Source organism: Micromonospora sp. MA102 (assembly GCF_025460765.1).
In the GTDB taxonomy this organism is placed as follows: domain Bacteria; phylum Actinomycetota; class Actinomycetes; order Mycobacteriales; family Micromonosporaceae; genus Micromonospora; species Micromonospora halotolerans.
In genome coordinates, this window is sequence record NZ_JAMWEG010000016.1 from 109973 (window position 1) to 130253 (window position 20281).

A 20281-nucleotide genomic window follows, 5' to 3' on the forward strand; every position below is an offset into this window, starting at 1 on the left:
ACGCTGGGGGGCGGGTCACGCCTTCTTGCGGCGCCGGGCGCCGCCACGCTGCCGCAGCTGCACCCCGGACTCGGTGAGCACCCGGTGGATGAACCCGTAGGAACGGCCGGTCGAGGCCGCGAGCGCACGGATGCTCTCACCCGAGGTGTACCGCTTTACCAGGTCCTTGGCGAGCGTCTGCCGCTCGGCCCCGACGATCCGGCGACCCTTCTCAGTGCTGGTGGCTGTGCCGGTGGCTGCCATGCTGATTCCTCACGTCCCAGACTGTGCGGTTCGGATACGGTCCCACCTATTAGACCGCCTCGGACGATCATGCGCCAGATATCAACTATTCGCCAACCGACACGCTATGCAATGTCAGCTTCCCGATAGAGTGATCCTTCTGACCGGCCCAGCCGGCGTCGGCCGGCCGGATCATGAGAGGCCGACCAGCCGGCCGAGCCGTACGCTCCTCGGGTGATCGACCTGCTGGCCGCGGCGGCCGCCGCCGCGGGCGTCTTCGCCGCCACCAACATCGACGACATCGTCGTGCTCACCGTGTTCTTCGTGGCCGCCCGCGGCACCGGACGGCCCCGCCCCTGGCAGATCGTCGCGGGCCAGTACGCGGGCATCGGCGCGCTCGTCGGGGTCGCCGTGGTGGTCGCCGCCGGCCTGCTGGTGGTGCCCGACCCGTGGACCGGCCTGCTCGGGCTGCTGCCGATCGCGCTGGGCGTCCGCGCCCTGCTGGCCCGCCGGGGCGACGGCGACGAGCCGCCGGCCGTGGTCGGCAGCCTGCTCGGCGTGGCCGGGGTGACGGTGGCCAACGGCGCCGACAACATCGCCGTCTACGTGCCGGTGTTCCGCGCGCTCGACCCGGCCACCGGCCTGGTCTGGCTCCTGGTCTTCGCCGCCCTGGTGGCCGTCTGGTGCGCGGCCGCCGCGCTGCTCGGCAACCACCCGCGGGTGGTGTCCCTGGTGGGCCGCGCCGGCCACTGGCTGGTGCCGGCCGTCTTCATCGCCCTCGGCGTGGTCATCCTGGCCACCTCCGGCGTCCTGCCCCGCCTGCTCCCCTGAGCGGGGTCAGGCGAGTTCGACCAGTTCCAGGAGGTCGTCGGACCAGGCGTCCTCGTCCCCGTCGGGGAGCAGGATGGCGCGGTCGGGCTTGAGGGCCAGCACCGCGCCCGGGTCGTGGGTGACCAGCACGATGGCGCCCGGGTAGCGGGCGATCGCGTCCAGCACCTGCTCGCGGCTGACCGGGTCGAGGTTGTTCGTCGGCTCGTCCAGCAGCAGCACGTTGGCGCCGGAGCAGACCAAAGTGGCCAGGGCCAGCCGGGTCTTCTCACCGCCGGAGAGCACCCCGGCCGGCTTGTCCACGTCGTCGCCGGAGAAGAGGAACGCACCGAGGATCTTGCGCAGGTCGGTGTCGGTCTGGTCCGACGCGGCGCTGCGCATGTGCTCCAGGATGGTCCGCTCCACGTCCAGCGTCTCGTGCTCCTGGGCGTAGTAGCCGAGCCGCAGGCCGTGCCCGGGGCGCACCTCGCCGGTGTCCGGTTCGAGCAGGCCGCCGAGCATCCGCAGCAGGGTGGTCTTGCCGGCGCCGTTGAGACCCAGGATCGCCACCCGGGAGCCACGGTCCACCGCCACGTTCACGTCGGTGAAGATCTCCAGCGACCCGTACGACTTGGACAGGCCGGAGGCGGTGAGCGGGGTCTTGCCGCACGGCGCCGGGGTGGGGAAGCGCACCTTCGCCACCTTGTCGGCGACCCGCACGTCCTCCAGGCCGGACAGCAGCTTCTCCGCCCGCCGGGCCATGTTCTGCGCGGCGACGGTCTTGGTGGCCTTGGCCCGCATCTTGTCCGCCTGGGCCATGAGCGCGCCGGCCTTCTTCTCGGCGTTGGCCCGCTCCCGGCGGCGGCGCCGCTCGTCGGTCTCCCGCGCCTCCAGGTACGCCTTCCAGCCCAGGTTGTAGACGTCGACCACGGAGCGGGTGGCGTCCAGGAACCAGACCTTGTTGACCACCGCCTCCAGCAGGGACGCGTCGTGGGAGATCACGATCAGGCCGCCCTTGTGGTTGCCGAGGAACCCGCGCAGCCAGGTGATCGAGTCGGCGTCGAGGTGGTTGGTCGGCTCGTCGAGCAGCAGGATGCCGCCGCCGTTCTCGCCGGCGTCGCGGAACAGGATCCGGGCCAGCTCGATGCGGCGGCGCTGACCGCCGGAGAGGGTGCCGATGGTCTGCGTCAGGGCGCGGTCGGGCAGGCCGAGGTTCGCGCAGATCCGGGCCGCTTCGGCCTCGGCCGCGTAGCCGCCCAGGGAGGCGAACTGGTCCTCCAGCGCGCCGTAGCGGCGGACCAGCCTCTCGTCGTCGACGCCCTCGGCGAGCTTCTCCTCCAGCTCCTTCATCTGCGCCATGAGCACGTCCAGCCCGCGGGCGGAGAGCACCCGGTCCCGGCCGGTGACCTCCAGGTCGCCGGTCCGCGGGTCCTGCGGCAGGTAGCCGATGGCGCTGCGCCGGTCGATCTGCCCGGCGTACGGCTGCCCCTCCCCCGCCAGCACCTTGAGGGTGGTGGTCTTGCCGGCGCCGTTGCGGCCGACCAGGCCGATCCGGTCACCCGGCTGCACCCGCAGCGTGGTGTCGGACAGCAGGATCCGGGAACCGGCGCGCAGCTCCAGGCCGGTGGCGTTGATCATGTCGGGGTACTCGCTCTCGGGGTTCGACGAAGGGCTGACTCAGGGCACGCGAAAGCGCCGGCGGGTCATCAGTTCCCGTCGGCGCGGGGCCGTTCAGCCTTCGCAGCGCAGCACGAGCCAATTGTACCGGGCGCTCCCCGGCCGGCCCGCCGGATTACCGCGCAAGATCATCGGGTACCGAAAACCTCGTCCGGACCCGGTCCGGTACCGCAACCACCACATACGGACTAATCGGTGATCGGGGTCAACATGGAGCTGAACGAGAACGCGCGGGTCGACACCAGCCAGGTGGATGACCGGCGAGGGTCCGGCGGAGGCGGCGGGATGGGCATACCGATCCCGATCGGCGGTGGCCGGGGCGGAATCGTGGGCATCATCATCGCCGTCCTGGTCGCCCTGGTGGGCGGCGGCTTCGGGCTGAACGCGGCCACCAACGGCGGCGGGTCCGAGCAGGGCGACAACACCTCGCTGGAGCAGAAGTGCTCCGCGGACGACGCGCTGAAGCAGCTCGACTGCCGCAACACGCTCTACGTCAACTCGATCCAGGCGTACTGGCGGACCGCCCTGCCGGAGGTGTTCGGCGACCAGTACAAGCCGTCGAAGACCGTGTTCTTCAGCCAGAACGTGAGCACCGGCTGCGGGTCGGCCGACTCCGGGGTCGGCCCGTTCTACTGCCCGGCCGACGACCTCGTCTACATCGACCTCACCTTCTACCGCCTGCTCGCCGACCAGCTCGGCGCCGAGGGCGAGTTCGCCCAGCCCTACGTGCTGGCCCACGAGTACGGGCACCACGTGCAGGACCTGCTCGGCACCGAGGCGCAGATGCGCCGCCAGCAGCAGCGCGACCCGCAGAGCGCCAACACGCTGTCGGTGAAGCTGGAACTCCAGGCCGACTGCTACGCCGGCGCCTGGGCGAAGAACGCCACCGGCACCTCCGACGAGCAGGGCCAGAAGATCTTCAAGAGCATCACCGACCAGGACATCCAGCAGGCGATCGACACGGCCGAGAAGATCGGCGACGACGCGATCCAGCAGCGCTCCGGCCGGCCGGTGAACCCGGACGAGTTCACCCACGGCACCTCCGAGCAGCGCAAGCAGTGGTTCACCAAGGGCTTCTCCACCGGTGACCCGAAGGCCTGCGACACCTTCGGCGGCAGCCTGTAACACGCGACCGACCGCACGCGGACCCCGGCGACCACCCCGGCGCCGGGGTCCCGTCGTGTCGGCGGGGCACCACCGGCGATGGGTGCGCTCAGCCGGCGCTGTCGGGGGCCGGGTCGCGGACCAGGATCCGCACCGCGCGGGCGGCGGCGACCGCGCCGACCAGCACCGCGTGGCGGGGCTCGGGCACGTCGAGCAGCCGCTCCGCGCGCAGGGCGGCGAGCGGGGCCAGCCGGCGGTCGGCCAGCACGGTGTCCACGGCCCGCCGGTCGCCACCGCCGACCACGGCCGCGAGGCGCCCCGCCTCCGGCAACAGCAGGCGTACGGCCAGCTCGGCCGCGTCGCCCAGCGCCGCCTTGGCCTGGTTGTCGCGCCGCCGGGCGAAGCGCTGCTGGGACCAGCCGCCGGCGGCGGTGCGGCCCTGCACGTACCGGGTGTCCACCTTGGAGACGACCAGCTCGGCGCCCTCGGCGACACCGACCGCCACCGCGCCCTTGCGGGCCAGCAGCAGGCCGAGCCGGCGGGGCGCGCCGGCCGCGGCCACGAACCCGGGCACGTCGGCGGCGGCCGGGGCACCGGGCGGCGTGTGCAGCTCGGCGGTGGCCCCGTCGGGGGCGGTGAGCAGCAGGCCGTACCCCTCCACGGTGGTGGTGGGCGGGCCGTGCCGGTCGGCGAAGCCCTCGACCCAGCGGGCGACGCGGGTCGGGTCGACCTCGACCCACCGGCCGCCCCCGGCTGCGGGTCGGCTGGTCACCGCCCGACCGTACGGCACCAGCGGCTCAGTCGGGCAGCAGGGTGGCGACGGCCAGCGCGGCGATCAGGGCGCTGGAGACCAGGCCGGTGACCAGGCGACCGCGCGGCCCGGCCAGCGCCCGGCCGACCATGGTGCCGCCACCGGCGACGACCAGTTGCCAGCTCGCCGAGGCCAGGAAGGCGCCGGCCACGAAGAGCGCGGCGGTGGCCACGTCCGGGTCGGCGGTGTCCTGGCGGCCGAGCACCAGCGCGGCGAAGTAGACGACCGTGGCCGGGTTGAGCAGCGTGAGGCCGAGCAGCGCCGCGTACGCGCGCCCGGGGCTGTTCAGCCCCCGGCCCACCGGCGCCTCCGCGACCTCCCGGGTCCGGCGGGCGGACCAGGTCCGCCACAGCCCGTGGCCGGCGAGGCCGAGCAGGACCAGCGCGGCCACCACCCGCAGCGGGCCCGCGACCGGCGCGACGATCCCGGCCAGGCCGGCGCCGCCGAGCGCGGCGGCCGCCGCGTAGAGCCCGTCGGCGGTGGCCACGGCGAGCGCCGCGGCCGCGCCGACCCGGAAGCCGGTGCGGGCGCTGAGCCCGAGGATGAGGATCGCGATCGCGCCGACCGGGACGGCGACGCCGTAGCCGGCCACCAGACCGGCGAGGAACGCCCCGGTCACGACGGTGGGCGGCGGGTCGAGGCGGCCGGCGGCAGGGTGCGCTGTCGGCGCGCGGCGGTGGCCGCACGGACAGGAACCTGCTTCGGGTACGCCTCGATCACGCGCCCATCGTGCCCGCCCCTCCCCCCGGGCCGCCACCGGGTTTCCCGCCCGCGATGGTGGACGCATACTGGTCCGCCATGGACCTGGACGAGTATCAGCGCGGCGCCCTCCGTACGGCCGCCCCACGGGACAAGAGGAACGAGCTGCTCCACCTGGTGCTCGGCCTGGTCGGCGAGTCGGGTGAGATCGCCGAGAAGTTCAAGAAGTGGGTCCGGGACCTGGACAGCGACGAGTCGCGGCTCGACCGGGCCGACATCGCCCGGGAACTCGGCGACGTGCTCTGGTACCTGGCGGTGCTCGCCGACTACCTCGACCTGTCGCTGGACGACATCGCGGCGGCCAACCTGGCCAAGCTGGCCAGCCGCCGGGACCGTGGCGTGCTGGGCGGCAGCGGCGACAACCGCTGAGCCAGGCGGCCGGTCAGGCCGGGTTCGGGGGGTGGAACGGGTCGAGCGCGGCACCCGCGGGGGTGTCGCGCTCGACGGTGACCGGGGAACGGTCAGACGTTGAAGCCGAGGGAGCGGAGCTGGTCCCGGCCCTCGTCGGTGATCTTGTCGGGGCCCCACGGCGGCAGCCAGACCCAGTTGATCCGGATGTCGTCGACCAGGCCGCCGCCCGGGCCGGTGGTCAGCGCCTGCCGGGCCTGGTCCTCGATGACGTCGGTCAGCGGGCACGCCGCCGAGGTCAGCGTCATGTCGAGCGTGGCGACGTTCTGATCGTCGACGTGGATGCCGTACACCAGGCCGAGGTCGACCACGTTGATGCCCAGCTCGGGGTCGACGACGTCCTTCATCGCCTCTTCGATGGCGTCGATCGCGGCCTTGCCACCGGCCGCCGCGCCGTCCGTCGCCACCGCGCCGGACTCCGGCGTCGGAGCGGTCTCTTCGCTGCTCATGCCTTCACCTCCGGGCTCACGCCCACCCCGGCGCGTGCCGCGGCGTCCTTGAACGCCATCCACGACAGCAGCGCGCATTTCACCCGGGCCGGGTAGCGCGCGACACCCGCGAACGCCACCCCGTCTCCGAGCACGTCCTCATCCGGCGTGACCTGGCCACGCCCGGACATCAACTCGACGAACGCCTCGTGCACCACGGCGGCGTCGTCGGCGGCCCGGCCGCGCAGCAGCTCGTGCAGCACGCTGGCCGACGCCTGGCTGATCGAGCAGCCCATCCCGTCGTACGAGATGTCGGTGAACACCTTGCCGTCGGTGGTCACCCGCACGGTGATCTCGTCGCCGCAGGTCGGGTTGACGTGGTGCGCCTCGCCGACCCGGGCGACCGGGTCCGTCGCGTCCCGCAGGCCGCGGCCGTGCGGGTGCTTGTAGTGGTCCAGGATGATCTCCTGGTAGAGCTGGTCGAGCTGCATCAGTCGAACACCTTCCGCACCTGCTCGAGACCGGCCACCAGCGCGTCGATCTCCTCGGTCGTGGTGTACAGGTAGAACGACGACCGGGTCATGGCCGGCACGCCGAACCGGGTGCACACCGGCTTGGCGCAGTGGTGCCCCACCCGGACCTGCACACCGAGCGAGTCGAGCACCTGCCCGACGTCGTGCGGGTGCACGTCGCCCAGCGCGAACGAGATCGTCCCGCCCCGGCCCACCGGCACGTTCGGGCCGAAGACGCGCAGCCCCGGCACGGTGGCGAGGGCGTCCAGCGCGTACGCCGTCAGCTCCTTCTCGTGCCACTGGATGGCCGGCATCCCGATCCCGGTGAGGTAGTCGACCGCCGCGCCGAGCGCGACCGCCTCGGCGATCGGCGGGGTGCCCGCCTCGAACCGGGCCGGCGGCGCGGCGAACGTGGAGCGGGCCATCGACACGGTCTCGATCATCGAGCCGCCACCGAACACCGGGGGCATCGCGGCGAGCAGCTCGCCCCGACCCCACAGCACACCGATGCCGGTCGGGCCGCACATCTTGTGGCCGGTGAAGACGATGAAGTCCGCGTCGTAGTCGACCACGTCCATGGGCAGGTGCGGCACCGACTGCGAGCAGTCGAGCAGCAGCAGGGCGCCCACCTCGCGGACCCGCTGGGTGATCCGCGCGGTGGCGTTGACCGTGCCGAGGATGTTGGACATGTGCACCAGCGAGACGATCTTCGTCCGCTCGGTGACCAGGTCGTCCAGCCCCGACTCGTCGAGCCGGCCGTGGTCGGTCACCGGGAACCAGCGCAGGGTCGCGCCGGTGCGCTCCGCGAGGAGCTGCCACGGGACGATGTTCGAGTGGTGCTCCATCTCGGAGATGACGATCTCGTCACCCGGGCCGATGCGGAACCGCGGGTCGGCGTCCGGGCGCAGCGAGGCGTTCGAGAACGCGTACGCCACCAGGTTGATCGCCTCGGTGGAGTTCTTGGTGAAGACCACCTCGTCCACGCTGGGCGCGTTGATGAACGCGGCGATCTTCGCCCGGGCCCCCTCGTACGCCTCGGTCGCCTCGGTGCCCAGCGTGTGCACCGAACGCGACACGTTGGCGTTGTGCATCGCGTAGTGCTCGGCGAGCACGTCGAGCACCTGCCGCGGCTTGTGCGAGGTGTTGGCGCTGTCGAGGTAGACCAGCGGGTGCCCGTTGACCTCCCGGTCCAGGATCGGGAAGTCGGCCCGCACCCGCGCCACGTCGTAGCGGGGCACGTCGTCGTACTGCGGCATGCCCGACGGGATCGCGATGGAGGTCATCGGTGCTCAGGCCCGCGCCGAGCCGGCCCCGGCGACGTACCGCTCGTAGCCCTCTTCCTCGAGCTTGTCGGCCAGCTCCGGGCCGCCCTGCTCGACGATCCGGCCGGCCACGAAGACGTGCACGAAGTCGGGCTTGATGTAGCGCAGGATCCGCGTGTAGTGGGTGATCAGCAGAAGGCCGGTGTCGCCGGTTTCGCGCACCCGGTTGACGCCCTCGCTGACCACGCGCAGCGCGTCCACGTCGAGGCCGGAGTCGGTCTCGTCGAGGATGGCGATGCGCGGCTTGAGCAGCTCCAGCTGCATGATCTCGTGCCGCTTCTTCTCACCGCCGGAGAAGCCCTCGTTGACGTTGCGCTGGGCGAACGCCGGGTCCATCTGGAGCTTCTCCATGGCGCCGCGCAGCTCGCCGGCCCAGGTGCGCAGCTTCGGCGCCTCGCCGTCGATGGCGGTCTTGGCGGTGCGCAGGAAGTTGGCCACCGAGACGCCGGGGACCTCGACCGGGTACTGCATGGCCAGGAAGAGGCCGGCGCGGGCCCGCTCGTCGACGGACATGGCCAGCACGTCCTCGCCGTCGAGGGTCACCGAGCCGCCGGTGATCTCGTACTTGGGGTGGCCGGCGATCGAGTACGCCAGGGTCGACTTGCCGGAGCCGTTCGGGCCCATGATGGCGTGGGTCTCACCCGACTTCACGGTCAGGTCGACACCGGCCAGGATCGGCTTGAGCTCACCCTCGGGCAGCTTGACCGACACCTTCAGGTCGCGGATCTCCAGGGTGCTCATCAGCGGGTCACTCCATTGCTCGGCGTCAGGCTGACGTAGATGTCGCCGTCGCGGACTTCGACGGGATAGACGGGAACGGGTTCGGTGGCGGGCAGCCCGGTGGGCTCACCCGTCCGTAGGTCGAAACGGGATCCGTGCAGCCAGCATTCCAGCGTGCACCCGTCGACCTCGCCCTCGGACAGGGCCACCGCGGCGTGCGAGCACTCGTCGTACACGGCGTAGAACGCGTCGTCCTCGCCGTGCACGATCGCGATCTGCGTGCCGTCGACGTCGGCGCTGATCGCGGTGCCCTTGGGCACGTCCTCGGTCGAGCAGATCTTGATCATCAGGCGCCGGCCTTGGCGAGGCGGGCCTCGATCGCGTCGCCGAGCCGCTCGCGCAGCTCCTCGACCGGGATCTTGTTGATCAGCTCGGCGAAGAAGCCGCGGACCACCAGGCGGCGGGCCTCGCCCTCCGGGATGCCCCGGGCCATCAGGTAGAAGAGCTGCTCGTCGTCGAAGCGGCCGGTCGCGCTGGCGTGCCCGGCGCCGGCGATCTCGCCGGTCTCGATCTCCAGGTTGGGTACCGAGTCCGCCCGGGCGCCGTCGGTGAGCAGCAGGTTCCGGTTGATCTCGTATGTGTCGGTGCCGGTCGCCTCGGCCCGGATCAGCACGTCACCGACCCAGACGGTGTGCGCGCTGTCGCCCTGCAGGGCGCCCCGGTAGCCGACGTAGCTGCGGCAGTCCGGCACCGTGTGGTCGACCAGCTGCCGGTGCTCCAGGTGCTGGCCGGAGTCGGCGAAGTAGACGCCGTACAGCTCGGCCTCGCCGCCGCGCTGCGTGTACTCCACCGAGGTGTACTGCCGGACCAGGTCGCCGCCGAGGCTCACCTGGACGTGGATCACCTTGGCGTCGCGGCCCAGCTTGACCTTGAGGTGCTGCGCCTGCACCGCGTCTTCGGCCCAGTCGGCGACCGTGACCAGGGTGAGCTTCGCGCCGTCGCCCACCGACACCTCGACGTTGTCGGCCAGGGTGGCCGACCCGACGTGCTCCAGCACCAGGGTCACCTCGGCGAACCGGCCCACCTCGACGAAGGTGTGGCCGAGGGCGAGCGCGTCCGCGCCCCCGCCGACCACCCGCAGGCTCACCGGCGCCTCGACCACGGCGTCCCGGGCGACCTGCACCAGCAGCGCCTCGTCGACCCCGCCGTACGCCAGCGCGCTGATCCGGTCGAACGGGGTGAGCACGCTGCCCACCCGCGGGTCGTCCCTGCCGATCCGGCCGACGGTGACGCCCTCCGGCAGGTCGCCGTGCTCGTGGCGGACCGTGCCGGTCGCGGCCTGCGCCCCGCCGGCGGCCAGGCCACGCAGGCGCTTGAGCGGGGTGAAGCGCCACTCCTCCTCCAGGCCCGTGAGGGCCGGGAAGTCGGCGACGTCGTACGAGCGGAGCGCCTGCGACTTGGTCGCGGGCGGCGCGGAAGCCTGGGTAGTCATCTCTTCCTTGGTCTGTCTGTTCCGGGACGACGAGATCGGGGCCTGGTGCGGCGGGCCGGGGTTGCCGGCCCGCCACGCGGGAGCGGCGGCGTCAGCCGACCGCGCCCTCCATCTGGAGCTCGATCAGGCGGTTGAGCTCCAGGGCGTACTCCATCGGGAGCTCCTTGGCGATCGGCTCGATGAAGCCGCGCACGATCATGGCCATCGCCTCGTCCTCGCTCAGGCCCCGGCTCATCAGGTAGAAGAGCTGGTCGTCGCTGATCTTGGAGACGGTCGCCTCGTGCCCCATCGACACGTCGTCCTCACGGATGTCGACGTAGGGGTAGGTGTCGGAGCGGGAGATGGTGTCGACCAGCAGCGCGTCGCACTTGACCGTGCTCCGGCTGCTGTGCGAACCCTCCAGCACCTGCACCAGGCCCCGGTAGGAGGTGCGGCCGCCGCCCCGGGCGATCGACTTCGACACGATGGTCGAGGAGGTGTGCGGCGCGGCGTGCACCATCTTGGCGCCCGCGTCCTGGTGCTGGCCCTCGCCGGCCATGGCCACCGAGAGCACCTCGCCCTTGGCGTGCTCGCCGGTCATGTAGACCGCCGGGTACTTCATGGTGACCTTGGAGCCGATGTTGCCGTCGACCCACTCCATGGTCGCGCCCTCGTGGCAGACGGCGCGCTTGGTCACCAGGTTGTAGACGTTGTTCGACCAGTTCTGGATGGTCGTGTAGCGGCACCGGGCGTTCTTCTTGACGATGATCTCCACGACCGCGCTGTGCAGCGAGTCGGAGGAGTAGAGCGGCGCGGTGCAGCCCTCGACGTAGTGCACGTACGCACCCTCGTCGACGATGATCAGCGTCCGCTCGAACTGGCCCATGTTCTCCGTGTTGATCCGGAAGTAGGCCTGCAGCGGGATCTCCACGTGCACGCCCTTCGGCACGTAGATGAACGAGCCACCGGACCAGACGGAGGTGTTCAAGGCGGCGAACTTGTTGTCGCCGACCGGGATCACCGTGCCGAAGTACTCCTTGAAGATGTCCTCGTGCTCGCGCAGCGCGGTGTCGGTGTCCAGGAAGATGACACCCTGCTCCTCGAGGTCCTCACGGATCTTGTGGTAGACGACCTCGGACTCGTACTGCGCCGCGACGCCGGCGACCAGCCGCTGCTTCTCCGCCTCGGGGATGCCCAGCCGGTCGTAGGTGTTCTTGATGTCCTCGGGCAGGTCCTCCCAGCTGGTGGCCTGCTTCTCGGTGGACCGCACGAAGTACTTGATGTTGTCGAAGTCGATCCCGGTGAGGTCCGCGCCCCACGCCGGCATCGGCTTGCGGCCGAACAGCCGCAGGCCCTTCAGGCGCAGGTCGAGCATCCAGGCCGGCTCGTTCTTCTTGGCCGAGATGTCCCGCACCACCGCCTCGTTGAGGCCGCGCTGGGCGGCCGCCCCCGCGACGTCGGGGTCGGCCCAGCCGTACTCGTAGCGACCGAGGGCGGCGAGCTGCTCCTCCTGGGTCAGGGGCTGGACGATCTGCTCGGTCATCTATCTGTCCTCACAGTGGTGACGGTGTTACCGGACTGGGCACGCGGCTGGGTGGGGATGTGCGTGGTGCACACCCCGTCGCCGTGCGCGATGGTGGCCAGGCGCTGCACGTGGGTGCCGACCAGACGGGAGATCACCGCGGTCTCGGCCTCGCACAGCTGGGGGAACTCGGCGGCCACGTGCGCCACCGGGCAGTGGTGCTGGCACAGCTGGCCGCCGGAGGCGATCGTGGACGCGTTGGCAGCGTAACCCTCGGCGGTCAGCGCCCCGGCGAGCGCCTCCGCCCGGGCGAGGGGATCGTCGCCGGCGTCCTCCATGGCGGCGCGGCAGCGCTCCTCCAGCGCGGTCACCTGCTCGGCGGCGAACGCCTCGACGGCGTGCGAGCCGCCGGTGCGCGCGATCCAGCGCAGCGCGGCCGTGGCGATGTTGTCGTAGTGGTGGGTGCCGCAGCGCACCCGGGCCGCCTCGGTGAGCACGAAGACCTTGGCCGGTCGGCCCCGGCCCCGGCTGCCCCGCACGACCTGCTCGCGGGCCTCCACGTCGCCGTCGGCGAGCATGGCGTCGAGGTGCCGGCGGATCGCGGCCGGGCTGAGCCCGAGCGCCGTGCCGAGCTGGGCCGCGGTCGTCGCGCCCTGCTCCAGCAGCAGCTGGGTGACCCGGTCACGGGTGGAGAGGTCGGTGGACGCGGCGGTGCTGACGACCGGGGCGGCCGTCTGGTGGTGCCCGGAGAGCGCCGCCGCGTTTTTCACAACGCCAACGTTACGTAATTCGCCGGAGCCCCGCAAACCCGGGGTCCGGTGATCCCGACCACCGAGGTGGCGGAGTCACCCGATCGGGATCAACTACGGTGCGTAGGATTCGCTCCGTGAAGGCTTTCGCCCGGTTCCCGGTCTCCCCCACGCTACTGCGCCGCCTCGCGTACACCTCGATCATCGCGAACGTGGCGATCGTGGTCACCGGCGGGGGTGTCCGGCTCACCCGCTCCGGGCTCGGCTGCCCCACCTGGCCTCGGTGCACCGACGAGTCGTACATCGCCACCCCCGAGATGGGCGTCAACGGGGCGATCGAGTTCGGCAACCGGCTGCTCACCTTCGCCGTGGGGATCATCGCGCTGGCCGTGGTGCTCGCCGTGCTGGCCCAGCGGACCCGCCCGCGCGGGCTGCTGCCGCTGGCGATCGGCGTGCTGTTCGGCATTCCCGCCCAGGCCGTGGTCGGTGGCATCACCGTGCTCACCAACCTCAACCCGTGGGTGGTCGGGCTGCACTTCCTCGCCTCGATGGCGGTGATCGCCGCCGCGTACGCGCTCTGGCGGCGCACCGTCGAGCCGGACGGGCCGGTCCGCCCGACCGTGCCGGCGTCGCTGCGTACCCTCGCCCTGCTCACGACCGTGGTCAGCGCGGCCGTGCTGGTGGTCGGCACCTGGGTGACCGGCAGCGGGCCCCACGCGGGCGACCAGGGCGCGGCCCGCAACGGCCTGGACCCGGAAGCGATCTCGCAGGTGCACGCCGACGGGGTGTTCCTGCTGATCGGCCTCTCGGTGGCGCTGCTCTTCGCGTTCCACGCGGTGGGCGCCGCCCGGGCGGCCCGGGCCGCCGGGGTGCTGGTCGCGGTCGAGCTGGGCCAGGGCCTGATCGGCTTCGTCCAGTACTTCACCCACCTGCCCGCCGTGCTGGTCGCCGCGCACATGCTCGGCGCCTGCCTGGTGCTGCTGGCGACCCTGGGCGTGCTCTGGGCCACCCGGGAGCGGCATCCGGCCGCCCCGCCCGCGCCGGCCGCCGCCGCGCCGGCCGGCCAGCCGGTCACCGCCGCCGCCTGAGCCGCGCCGCCTGAGGGCACTCCCCCGGCGTTACGGCCGGCGGGCAGCGGGAAAGCGGTCCGCCACGGATCGTCCGCCCGAGGGGAGCCGCCGGTGTCGCGCAAGGGCCTGTCCACGACCGTCCCGCAGCGGCTGACGCCGGTGGCCGGCGCGCCGCTGTGGTGCGACGCCCTCGACTTCGGGCTCACCGGCGACGGCGTGACCAACGACCAGCCGGCGCTGGCCGCCCTGGTGGAACGGCTCGGTGACGGGTACGCCGCCGACGGCCGGGCCCGGGTCATCTACTGCCCGCCGGGCATCTACTCGATCCGGGACGCCGGCACCGTGTGGCGCAGCGGCGTGTCGCTGATCGGCGCGGGGTCCGCCGCGACCCGGTTCCTGCTCAGCAACGAGGGCAACCGGAGCGATCCGGTCCCGCTGGCGTTCTGGACCACCGTGCAGCACGGCGCGGACCGGGACCGGCACATCGCCGACTGCACGTTCGCCGACTTCGAGATCGACGGCTCCGGCGTCGGCATGGCCCAGTACAACTACCTGGCCAAGGGCCTCGGGCTCCAGTACGTGGTACGCGGCGTCTTCCGGAACCTCTACATCCACCACACCGGTGCGACCGGGCTGGGCTGCGACTTCCTCCAGGACAGCCTGATCGACGGCGTGGTCGTGGTGGGCTGCGGGCGGCTGGACAACGGCGAGCAGATGGGCGGGGCGGGCATCGGCGTCGGCATCGGCGGCTGGGGCGACGTGGAGCGGCTCACCATCGCCAACTGCACCACCCTGGGCAACGGGACCAACGGGATCTTCCTGGAGCTGCAGAAGGACTACTGGCCGCCCCCGCGCGGCTACCGCATCGTGGGGTGCCACAGCCAGGCGAACCGGTTCGGCATCTCCGACTGGGGGGCCGACGGGCTGATCGTCACGGCCTGCACGCTGACGAACAACCTGGAGGCCGGCTTCGACGTGTCGGCCAACGGCACGGCCGGGATCGCCGGCCGCGGCGGGCTGCTGACCGACTGCGTGATCGACCGCAACGTCGGCGACGGGATCAGCATGGGCAACACCCCCGGGCCGTACGCGATCCGGGGCAACCGGATCAGCCGCAACGGCGGCTACGGCTATCACGAGCACGACCTGGGCCACGGCTACCGGGGCGCCGCGGAGGACGTGGTGATCCAGGGGAACCACATCTGGGACAACGCGCTGGACGGGATCCGGATCGACCGGCCGATGATCGACGCCGCGGTGGTGGACAACCGGATCCGGGACAACGGGCGCCGGTCCGCGCCCGCGTACCACGGTTCCGGTGCGACGGTCCGCTACGCCCTGCGCCAGGTCACCGACGGAACGGCGGACTGGCCGCCCGGCGGGCACCGGGGCAAGATCGTGCGGGTCGACTCGCGGACCGCGGTCATCGCCGACAACACCGGCAACGAGCTGTCCCTGGCCGAGGTGCGGCCCGACGGGGCCAGCGGCTGGAACGAGGCCACCCCGGCGCCGGGCACGCCGTACGAGCTGCCCGCCGGCCCGCCGGAGCGCGCCGGGATCGCGATCAACGCCCCGTTCGACTCGGCCACCGTGCGGGGCAACCGGATCTGGCACCGGGACGAGCACACCCAGACCTACGGACTGTGGATCACCGAGGCGGGCAGTTGCGTGTCCTGCCGGGTGGAGGACAACGACGTCACCGGGAACGAGGCGGCGATCCGGCTGGACACCCCGCCGATCGGCGGCCGCTGGGATCGCAACCACTGCGACGAGCAGTGACGCCCGCCCCGGCCCGCTCAGCGCGGGCCGGAACGCACGGTCAGGACCGCCGGGCCAGGTGGGTGGCGATCGCCGCCGCGAGCCGGTCCGGGGCGCCGTCGGCGTGGCCGACGAAGAGGCTCGGCTCGGTGAGCTCCAGCTCGACCAGGACGGGCGCGGAGTCCGGGCCGGGGATCAGGTCCACCCGGGCGTAGAGCAGCCGCTCGGTGCCGCCGGGCACGACGGCCAGGGTCTTCTCCGCCGTGTCGAGCTGCTCCGGGGTGGCCGTGCGGGCGTCGATCCGCTCCTCCCGGTACAGCTCGGCCACACCGCGGTCGGGGCCGGTCAGCATCGGCCCCTTGCGGATCGCGTGGCTGAACGCCAGGCCGTCGGGGCCGGCCAGGAAGAGCAGCGCGGTCTCCCCGGCGGTGTCGACGGCCGTCAGGTACGGCTGGACCATGGTGACCCGGCCGGCCGCGGAGAGCCGCCGCACGTGGGCGGCGGCCAGCTCCCGGTGCTCCGGGTCGGCCAGGTCGTACCGGCCGGTGTCCTGGCTGCCGGCGCTGACCGCCGGCTTGATCACGTACTCCCCCGTGTCGGCCGGCGGGACCCAGTCCGCCCCGGGTTCGACCCAGGCGGTCGACACGGTGGGCACGCCGGCCGCGGACAGCTCGGCCAGGTAGCGCTTGTCGGTGTTCCAGGCGACCACGTCGGCCGGGTTGACCAGGGTGGGCACCGTGCGCGCCCAGGCGACGAACTCGTCGCGGCGCAGCGCGTAGTCCCAGGGCGAGCGGAGCACGACCAGGTCGTAGCGGGACCAGTCCACGGCCGGGTCGTCCCAGACGACCGCCTCGGCGGCGACGCCGCGGGCGGCGAGCGGGGCGAGCACGAGCCGGTCGTCCGGGTCGAGGTCGGGAAGGGCCGTGCAGGTGACGAGAGCGACCCGGGGTTTCCCCCGGGTCGACTGGTGGTGGTTGGTCAATTTATGTCAACGGGCCATCGTGCGCCGGGCCATCGACCGCCAGAGGTCGTTGCTCGGACGCATCTGGTCCATCAGCTCGCGCTCCCAGGCGTTCTCGACGGTCACTCCTGCCTTGGCGCAGGCCTGCCGCGCGACGTCGGTGCCGTCGGCGAACTGGTCGGCCCACGCCCCGTCGGAACCCACGAGGACGATCCGTGCGCCGCGCTTGCCGACGTACTCGATGACCGCCTTCGCCCCGCCGTGTCCGGCGGCGAACGACTTGATGCCCGCGACCAGGCCGTTGGGGGCCTGCTCGGCGGTCTTGTCAGCCGTCAGCGTCGTATCGGAACCATCTGCCATGACGCGAAGCCTAAGCAGACAACCACTCGGATGTGCGAGAACGATGAACTGAATGTGATGCCAATTACCTCCGGGTTTAAGGAAGACCACAGGTAATTTGCCCGTACATGTCGACTACGCCTGCCCAAAACGGGCGGCGGAGATCGTCACAGTCTGTCCGGGTTGAGCCCGTCCGACTCACACCGAAAAAAATTCTGATGAAATCCGCGACACGGGGAACCCATCCACTCCGGTGAGCGCGGGAAACGCCACTAGAGCAGCGCGTCGAGGGCGACGGCCGCGAACAGGATGGTGAGGTAGGTGGTGGACCAGTGGAACAGCCGCATGGGCTTGACCGCTTCGCCGCGCGCCGCGCGCCGGCAGAGCTTGTGTGCCTCGACGACGAAGATCCCGCCGACCACCAGCGCGGTGACGCCGTAGATCGGGCTCATCCCGAGCGGCCAGACCGCCAGCGAGGAGAGCAGGGTCAGCCAGGAGAAGAGGATGATCTCCGCGTTGACCCGGCGGACCGAGGCCACCACCGGCAACATCGGGATGCCGGCCCGCGCGTAGTCCGCCTTGTACTTGATCGCCAGGGCGTAGAAGTGCGGCATCTGCCAGAAGAAGACCACCGCGAACAGGCCCCAGGCGGCCGGTGCCAGGGAGCCGGTGACCGCCGCCCAGCCGATCAGCACCGGCGCCGCCCCGCAGGCGCCGCCCCAGAAGGTGTTGGCGGCCGTGGTGCGCTTCAGCCAGAGCGTGTAGACCAGGTCGTAGTAGGCGATCGCCGCGAGGGTCAGCCCGGCGGCCAGCCAGTTCGTCGTGGCGGCCATCAGCGCCACCGAGATCACCGCGAGCACCAGCCCGAAGATCAGCGCGCTGCGCGGCGACACGGTGTGCGCGGGCAGCGGCCGGCGCTTGGTGCGCCGCATCAACTGGTCGATGTCGCGGTCGATGTAGCAGTTGAGCACGCTGGCCGCGCCCGCGGCGAGCGAGCCGCCGACCAGCACCACGGCCACCAGCCAGAGCGCCGGCATGCCGCCGTCGGCCAGCATCATCGCCGGCACGGTGGTGACCAGCAGCAGCTCGACGATCCGCGGCTTGGTGAGCGCCACGTACGCGGCGACCACGGCCCGCACGTCCCGCCGGCCGGTCGCCGGCGCCTCCGCCACCGTGCCCACCGGCGGTTGCCCGGCAGAGTCGCTGACGGGGCGCTCGGTGATCATGCTCACGGATTGCCACCTTCCGGCTTCGGCGGGGGGAGGTCGGGGTCGGCTCGGACCCCTCCGGGTCCACACACCGCCCCACACACTACGCGGCGTCGTTTTGGCTGCCCCGCAGACCCGGCAACGGTGCGGGCCGTCACATCCCGGGTTGAACGGCTGATCGGGTCGGAGACGTACAGACCAGCATGCAGAGATCCCCGGGCGGACGTTTAGGGCCGCTCGATAGGGTCATCAGTGAGGGTTCCGCCCATCTGCCGAGGAGCACAACCATCGTGGCTGCCAACCGACCCGAGCTTCCCGCTCTCAACTGGTCCGACCTCGACCGCAGGGCCGTCGACACGGTCCGCGTGCTGGCCATGGACGCCGTGGAGAAATCCGGCAACGGCCACCCGGGCACGGCCATGAGCCTCGCCCCGGCGGCGTACCTGCTCTTCAACCGGGTCATGCGGCACAACCCGGCCGACCCGAACTGGCCCGGCCGGGACCGGTTCGTGCTGTCCGCCGGGCACTCCAGCCTGACCCTCTACATCCAGCTCTTCCTCTCCGGCTACCCGCTGGCCCTGGACGACCTCAAGGCGCTGCGCCAGTGGGATTCGCTCACCCCGGGTCACCCGGAGCACGGCCACACCCCGGGCGTCGAGACCACCACCGGCCCGCTCGGCCAGGGCCTCGGCAACGCGGTCGGCATGGCCATGGCGGCCCGCCGCGAGCGCGGCCTGTTCGACCCCGACCCGGACCGGGCCGACTCCCCGTTCCGCCACGACATCTGGTGCATCGCCTCGGACGGTGACATCGAGGAGGGCATCAGCCACGAGGTGAGCGCCCTCGCCGGTCACCAGCAGCTCGGCAACCTCTGCGTGATCTACGACGACAACGAGATCTCGATCGAGGACGACACCCGGATCGCCAAGAGCGAGGACGTGGCGGCCCGCTACGAGGCGTACGGCTGGCACGTCCAGACGGTCGACTGGCGCCGCGGCGACGCCGACCAGGGCGACTACCACGAGGACGTCGAGGCGCTGTACGAGGCGCTGCTGGCCGCGAAGGCGGAGACCGGCCGGCCGTCCTTCATCGCGCTGCGCACCATCATCGGCTGGCCGGCGCCCAACAAGCAGAACACCGGCAAGATCCACGGCTCGGCGCTGGGCGCCGACGAGGTGAAGGCCACCAAGCGGATCCTCGGCTTCGACCCGGAGCGCACCTTCGAGGTCGACGATGAGGTGCTCAAGCACGCCCGCCAGGTCATGGAGCGCGGTGCCGAGGCGCAGGCGGCGTGGACCACCGCGTTCGACGCCTGGGCGCAGGCCAACCCGGAGCGCAAGGCGCTCTGGGAGCGGATGTCCACCCGTACGCTCCCGCAGGGCTGGGCCGACGCGCTGCCGACCTTCCCGGCCGACGCCAAGGGCGTGGCCACCCGGGCCGCCTCCGGCAAGGTCCTGGAGGCCCTCGCCCCGGTGCTGCCGGAGCTGTGGGGCGGCTCCGCCGACCTGGCGGAGAGCAACAACACCACCATGAAGGGCGAGCCGTCCTTCATCCCGGCCGAGCACGCCACCAAGGACTTCCCGGGCGACGAGTACGGCCGCACCCTGCACTTCGGCATCCGCGAGCACGCCATGGGCGCGATCCTCAACGGCATCGCGCTGCACGGCGGCACCCGCCCGTACGGCGGCACGTTCCTGGTGTTCAGCGACTACATGCGCCCCTCGGTGCGGCTCGCCGCGCTGATGAAGCTGCCGGTGACCTACGTCTGGACGCACGACTCGATCGGCCTCGGCGAGGACGGACCGACCCACCAGCCGGTGGAGCACCTGACCGCGCTGCGGGCCATCCCGGGCCTCGACGTGGTCCGCCCGGCCGACGCCAACGAGACCGCCTGGGCGTGGCGGCAGGCCCTGGAGCACACCGACCGGCCCACCGCGCTGGCGCTCAGCCGGCAGGCGCTGCCGACGTTCGACCGCACCGAGCTGGGCAGCGTCGAGGGCGTGACCAAGGGCGGCTACGTGCTGGCCGAGGCGTCCAACGGCAAGCCGCAGGTGATCATCGTGGGCACCGGCTCCGAGGTGCAGCTCTGCCTCACCGCCCGGGAGCGGCTGGAGGCCGACGGCACCCCCACCCGGGTCGTCTCGATGCCCTGCCAGGAATGGTTCTTCGCGCAGGACGAGGCCTACCGGGAGTCGGTGCTCCCGCGCGGGGTAAAGGCACGGGTGAGCGTGGAGGCGGGCATCGCGATGTCCTGGCGGGCGATCGTCGGGGACAGCGGCGAGTGCGTGAGCCTGGAGCACTACGGGGCGAGCGCGCCGCACACCGTGCTCTTCGAGCAGTTCGGGTTCACCCCCGACCGGATCGTGGCCGCCGCGCACGCGGCGCTGACCCGGGTGGGCGACATCACCGGTTTCACGACCGGCAACTGAGGGA

Annotated in this window: 21 protein-coding genes; 6 read left to right on the forward strand and 15 right to left on the reverse strand. The window is 72.0% G+C overall.

Annotation, left to right across the window (positions count from 1 at the left end):
- Positions 1–15: 15 nt before the first annotated feature.
- A complete protein-coding gene (locus tag NFX44_RS26165; protein ID WP_007462679.1) occupies positions 16–243 on the reverse strand; it encodes a helix-turn-helix domain-containing protein in 228 nt (75 codons plus the stop codon).
- A gap of 213 nt (positions 244–456) precedes the next feature.
- Between NFX44_RS26165 and NFX44_RS26170 the strand changes: the two genes are divergently transcribed.
- Positions 457–1053, forward strand: a complete 597-nt coding sequence (locus tag NFX44_RS26170) for a cadmium resistance transporter (protein ID WP_262286254.1) — start codon at positions 457–459, stop codon at positions 1051–1053.
- Between the two features lie 6 nt (positions 1054–1059).
- Here the strand turns inward: NFX44_RS26170 and NFX44_RS26175 are convergent, their stop codons facing one another.
- Positions 1060–2667 (reverse strand): ABC-F family ATP-binding cassette domain-containing protein, encoded by a 1608-nt coding sequence (locus NFX44_RS26175; RefSeq protein WP_262286255.1) that lies wholly within the window; start codon positions 2665–2667, stop codon positions 1060–1062.
- Positions 2668–2916: 249 nt separating this feature from the next.
- Here NFX44_RS26175 and NFX44_RS26180 point away from each other — a divergent pair, with 249 nt between their 5' ends.
- Positions 2917–3831: a neutral zinc metallopeptidase gene (locus NFX44_RS26180; RefSeq protein ID WP_262286287.1), complete on the forward strand. Its 915-nt coding sequence runs from the start codon at positions 2917–2919 to the stop codon at positions 3829–3831.
- Positions 3832–3919: 88 nt separating this feature from the next.
- On the opposite strand, the gene NFX44_RS26185 is transcribed toward NFX44_RS26180, so the two are convergent.
- Both NFX44_RS26185 and NFX44_RS26190 read right to left on the reverse strand, forming a co-directional pair.
- Positions 3920–4582 carry an acVLRF1 family peptidyl-tRNA hydrolase gene (locus tag NFX44_RS26185; protein ID WP_262286256.1) on the reverse strand — a complete coding sequence of 221 codons (663 nt, stop codon included), beginning with the start codon at positions 4580–4582 and terminating at the stop codon, positions 3920–3922.
- A 25-nt stretch (positions 4583–4607) separates the two neighbouring features.
- Positions 4608–5240, reverse strand: coding sequence for a LysE family transporter (locus tag NFX44_RS26190; protein ID WP_262286257.1), 633 nt, complete (start codon positions 5238–5240; stop codon positions 4608–4610).
- 179 nt (positions 5241–5419) lie between these two features.
- On the opposite strand from NFX44_RS26190, the gene NFX44_RS26195 reads away from it, so the two are divergent.
- Positions 5420–5749: a nucleoside triphosphate pyrophosphohydrolase family protein gene (locus NFX44_RS26195; RefSeq protein ID WP_262286258.1), complete on the forward strand. Its 330-nt coding sequence runs from the start codon at positions 5420–5422 to the stop codon at positions 5747–5749.
- 92 nt (positions 5750–5841) lie between these two features.
- Here the strand turns inward: NFX44_RS26195 and NFX44_RS26200 are convergent, their stop codons facing one another.
- The 8 genes from NFX44_RS26200 to NFX44_RS26235 form a co-directional block, all read right to left on the reverse strand.
- Entirely contained in the window at positions 5842–6237 is a 396-nt protein-coding gene (locus NFX44_RS26200) for a metal-sulfur cluster assembly factor (RefSeq protein WP_262286259.1), read from the reverse strand.
- Entirely contained in the window at positions 6234–6707 is a 474-nt protein-coding gene (gene sufU / locus NFX44_RS26205) for a Fe-S cluster assembly sulfur transfer protein SufU (RefSeq protein ID WP_262286260.1), read from the reverse strand. Before sufU ends, NFX44_RS26200 begins: the two co-directional genes overlap by 4 nt.
- Entirely contained in the window at positions 6707–8011 is a 1305-nt protein-coding gene (locus tag NFX44_RS26210; RefSeq protein ID WP_262286261.1) for a cysteine desulfurase, read from the reverse strand. The genes sufU and NFX44_RS26210 overlap by 1 nt, the downstream gene beginning before the upstream one ends.
- A gap of 6 nt (positions 8012–8017) precedes the next feature.
- Positions 8018–8791, reverse strand: coding sequence for a Fe-S cluster assembly ATPase SufC (sufC, locus tag NFX44_RS26215; protein ID WP_262286262.1), 774 nt, complete (start codon positions 8789–8791; stop codon positions 8018–8020).
- A complete protein-coding gene (locus NFX44_RS26220; RefSeq protein WP_091270089.1) occupies positions 8791–9117 on the reverse strand; it encodes a non-heme iron oxygenase ferredoxin subunit in 327 nt (108 codons plus the stop codon). The genes sufC and NFX44_RS26220 overlap by 1 nt, the downstream gene beginning before the upstream one ends.
- Positions 9117–10262, reverse strand: coding sequence for a Fe-S cluster assembly protein SufD (gene sufD / locus NFX44_RS26225; protein ID WP_262286263.1), 1146 nt, complete (start codon positions 10260–10262; stop codon positions 9117–9119). The genes NFX44_RS26220 and sufD overlap by 1 nt, the downstream gene beginning before the upstream one ends.
- Positions 10263–10353: 91 nt before the next feature.
- The gene (gene sufB / locus NFX44_RS26230) at positions 10354–11784 is read right to left on the reverse strand and encodes a Fe-S cluster assembly protein SufB (RefSeq protein ID WP_107075697.1); all 1431 of its coding nucleotides are present in this window, start codon (positions 11782–11784) and stop codon (positions 10354–10356) included.
- The gene (locus NFX44_RS26235; protein WP_315974635.1) at positions 11781–12431 is read right to left on the reverse strand and encodes a transcriptional regulator; all 651 of its coding nucleotides are present in this window, start codon (positions 12429–12431) and stop codon (positions 11781–11783) included. Before NFX44_RS26235 ends, sufB begins: the two co-directional genes overlap by 4 nt.
- 200 nt (positions 12432–12631) lie before the next feature.
- Between NFX44_RS26235 and NFX44_RS26240 the strand changes: the two genes are divergently transcribed.
- Positions 12632–13600 carry a heme A synthase gene (locus NFX44_RS26240; RefSeq protein ID WP_262286265.1) on the forward strand — a complete coding sequence of 323 codons (969 nt, stop codon included), beginning with the start codon at positions 12632–12634 and terminating at the stop codon, positions 13598–13600.
- A 93-nt stretch (positions 13601–13693) separates the two neighbouring features.
- Positions 13694–15361: a right-handed parallel beta-helix repeat-containing protein gene (locus NFX44_RS26245; RefSeq protein WP_262286266.1), complete on the forward strand. Its 1668-nt coding sequence runs from the start codon at positions 13694–13696 to the stop codon at positions 15359–15361.
- Between the two features lie 40 nt (positions 15362–15401).
- Here NFX44_RS26245 and NFX44_RS26250 read toward each other — a convergent pair whose 3' ends face one another.
- From NFX44_RS26250 to NFX44_RS26260, 3 genes are all read right to left on the reverse strand, one after another.
- Entirely contained in the window at positions 15402–16322 is a 921-nt protein-coding gene (locus NFX44_RS26250; RefSeq protein WP_262286267.1) for a RimK family alpha-L-glutamate ligase, read from the reverse strand.
- A 6-nt stretch (positions 16323–16328) separates the two neighbouring features.
- Positions 16329–16661 (reverse strand): hypothetical protein, encoded by a 333-nt coding sequence (locus NFX44_RS26255; protein ID WP_151461964.1) that lies wholly within the window; start codon positions 16659–16661, stop codon positions 16329–16331.
- Positions 16662–16912: 251 nt separating this feature from the next.
- Positions 16913–17872 (reverse strand): heme o synthase, encoded by a 960-nt coding sequence (locus NFX44_RS26260; RefSeq protein WP_262286268.1) that lies wholly within the window; start codon positions 17870–17872, stop codon positions 16913–16915.
- A gap of 266 nt (positions 17873–18138) precedes the next feature.
- On the opposite strand from NFX44_RS26260, the gene tkt reads away from it, so the two are divergent.
- A complete protein-coding gene (tkt, locus tag NFX44_RS26265) occupies positions 18139–20277 on the forward strand; it encodes a transketolase (RefSeq protein ID WP_262286269.1) in 2139 nt (712 codons plus the stop codon).
- The last annotated feature ends 4 nt before the right edge of the window (positions 20278–20281 follow it).

Coding starts and splice junctions, on each gene's coding strand:
- NFX44_RS26165 (WP_007462679.1), bottom strand. CDS start 243: ATGGCAGCCACCGGCACAGCCACCAGCACTGAGAAGGGTCGCCGGATC.
- NFX44_RS26175 (WP_262286255.1), bottom strand. CDS start 2,667: ATGATCAACGCCACCGGCCTGGAGCTGCGCGCCGGTTCCCGGATCCTG.
- NFX44_RS26180 (WP_262286287.1), top strand. CDS start 2,917: ATGGAGCTGAACGAGAACGCGCGGGTCGACACCAGCCAGGTGGATGAC.
- NFX44_RS26195 (WP_262286258.1), top strand. CDS start 5,420: ATGGACCTGGACGAGTATCAGCGCGGCGCCCTCCGTACGGCCGCCCCA.
- NFX44_RS26200 (WP_262286259.1), bottom strand. CDS start 6,237: ATGAGCAGCGAAGAGACCGCTCCGACGCCGGAGTCCGGCGCGGTGGCG.
- sufU (WP_262286260.1), bottom strand. CDS start 6,707: ATGCAGCTCGACCAGCTCTACCAGGAGATCATCCTGGACCACTACAAG.
- NFX44_RS26210 (WP_262286261.1), bottom strand. CDS start 8,011: ATGACCTCCATCGCGATCCCGTCGGGCATGCCGCAGTACGACGACGTG.
- sufC (WP_262286262.1), bottom strand. CDS start 8,791: ATGAGCACCCTGGAGATCCGCGACCTGAAGGTGTCGGTCAAGCTGCCC.
- NFX44_RS26220 (WP_091270089.1), bottom strand. CDS start 9,117: ATGATCAAGATCTGCTCGACCGAGGACGTGCCCAAGGGCACCGCGATC.
- sufD (WP_262286263.1), bottom strand. CDS start 10,262: ATGACTACCCAGGCTTCCGCGCCGCCCGCGACCAAGTCGCAGGCGCTC.
- sufB (WP_107075697.1), bottom strand. CDS start 11,784: ATGACCGAGCAGATCGTCCAGCCCCTGACCCAGGAGGAGCAGCTCGCC.
- NFX44_RS26255 (WP_151461964.1), bottom strand. CDS start 16,661: ATGGCAGATGGTTCCGATACGACGCTGACGGCTGACAAGACCGCCGAG.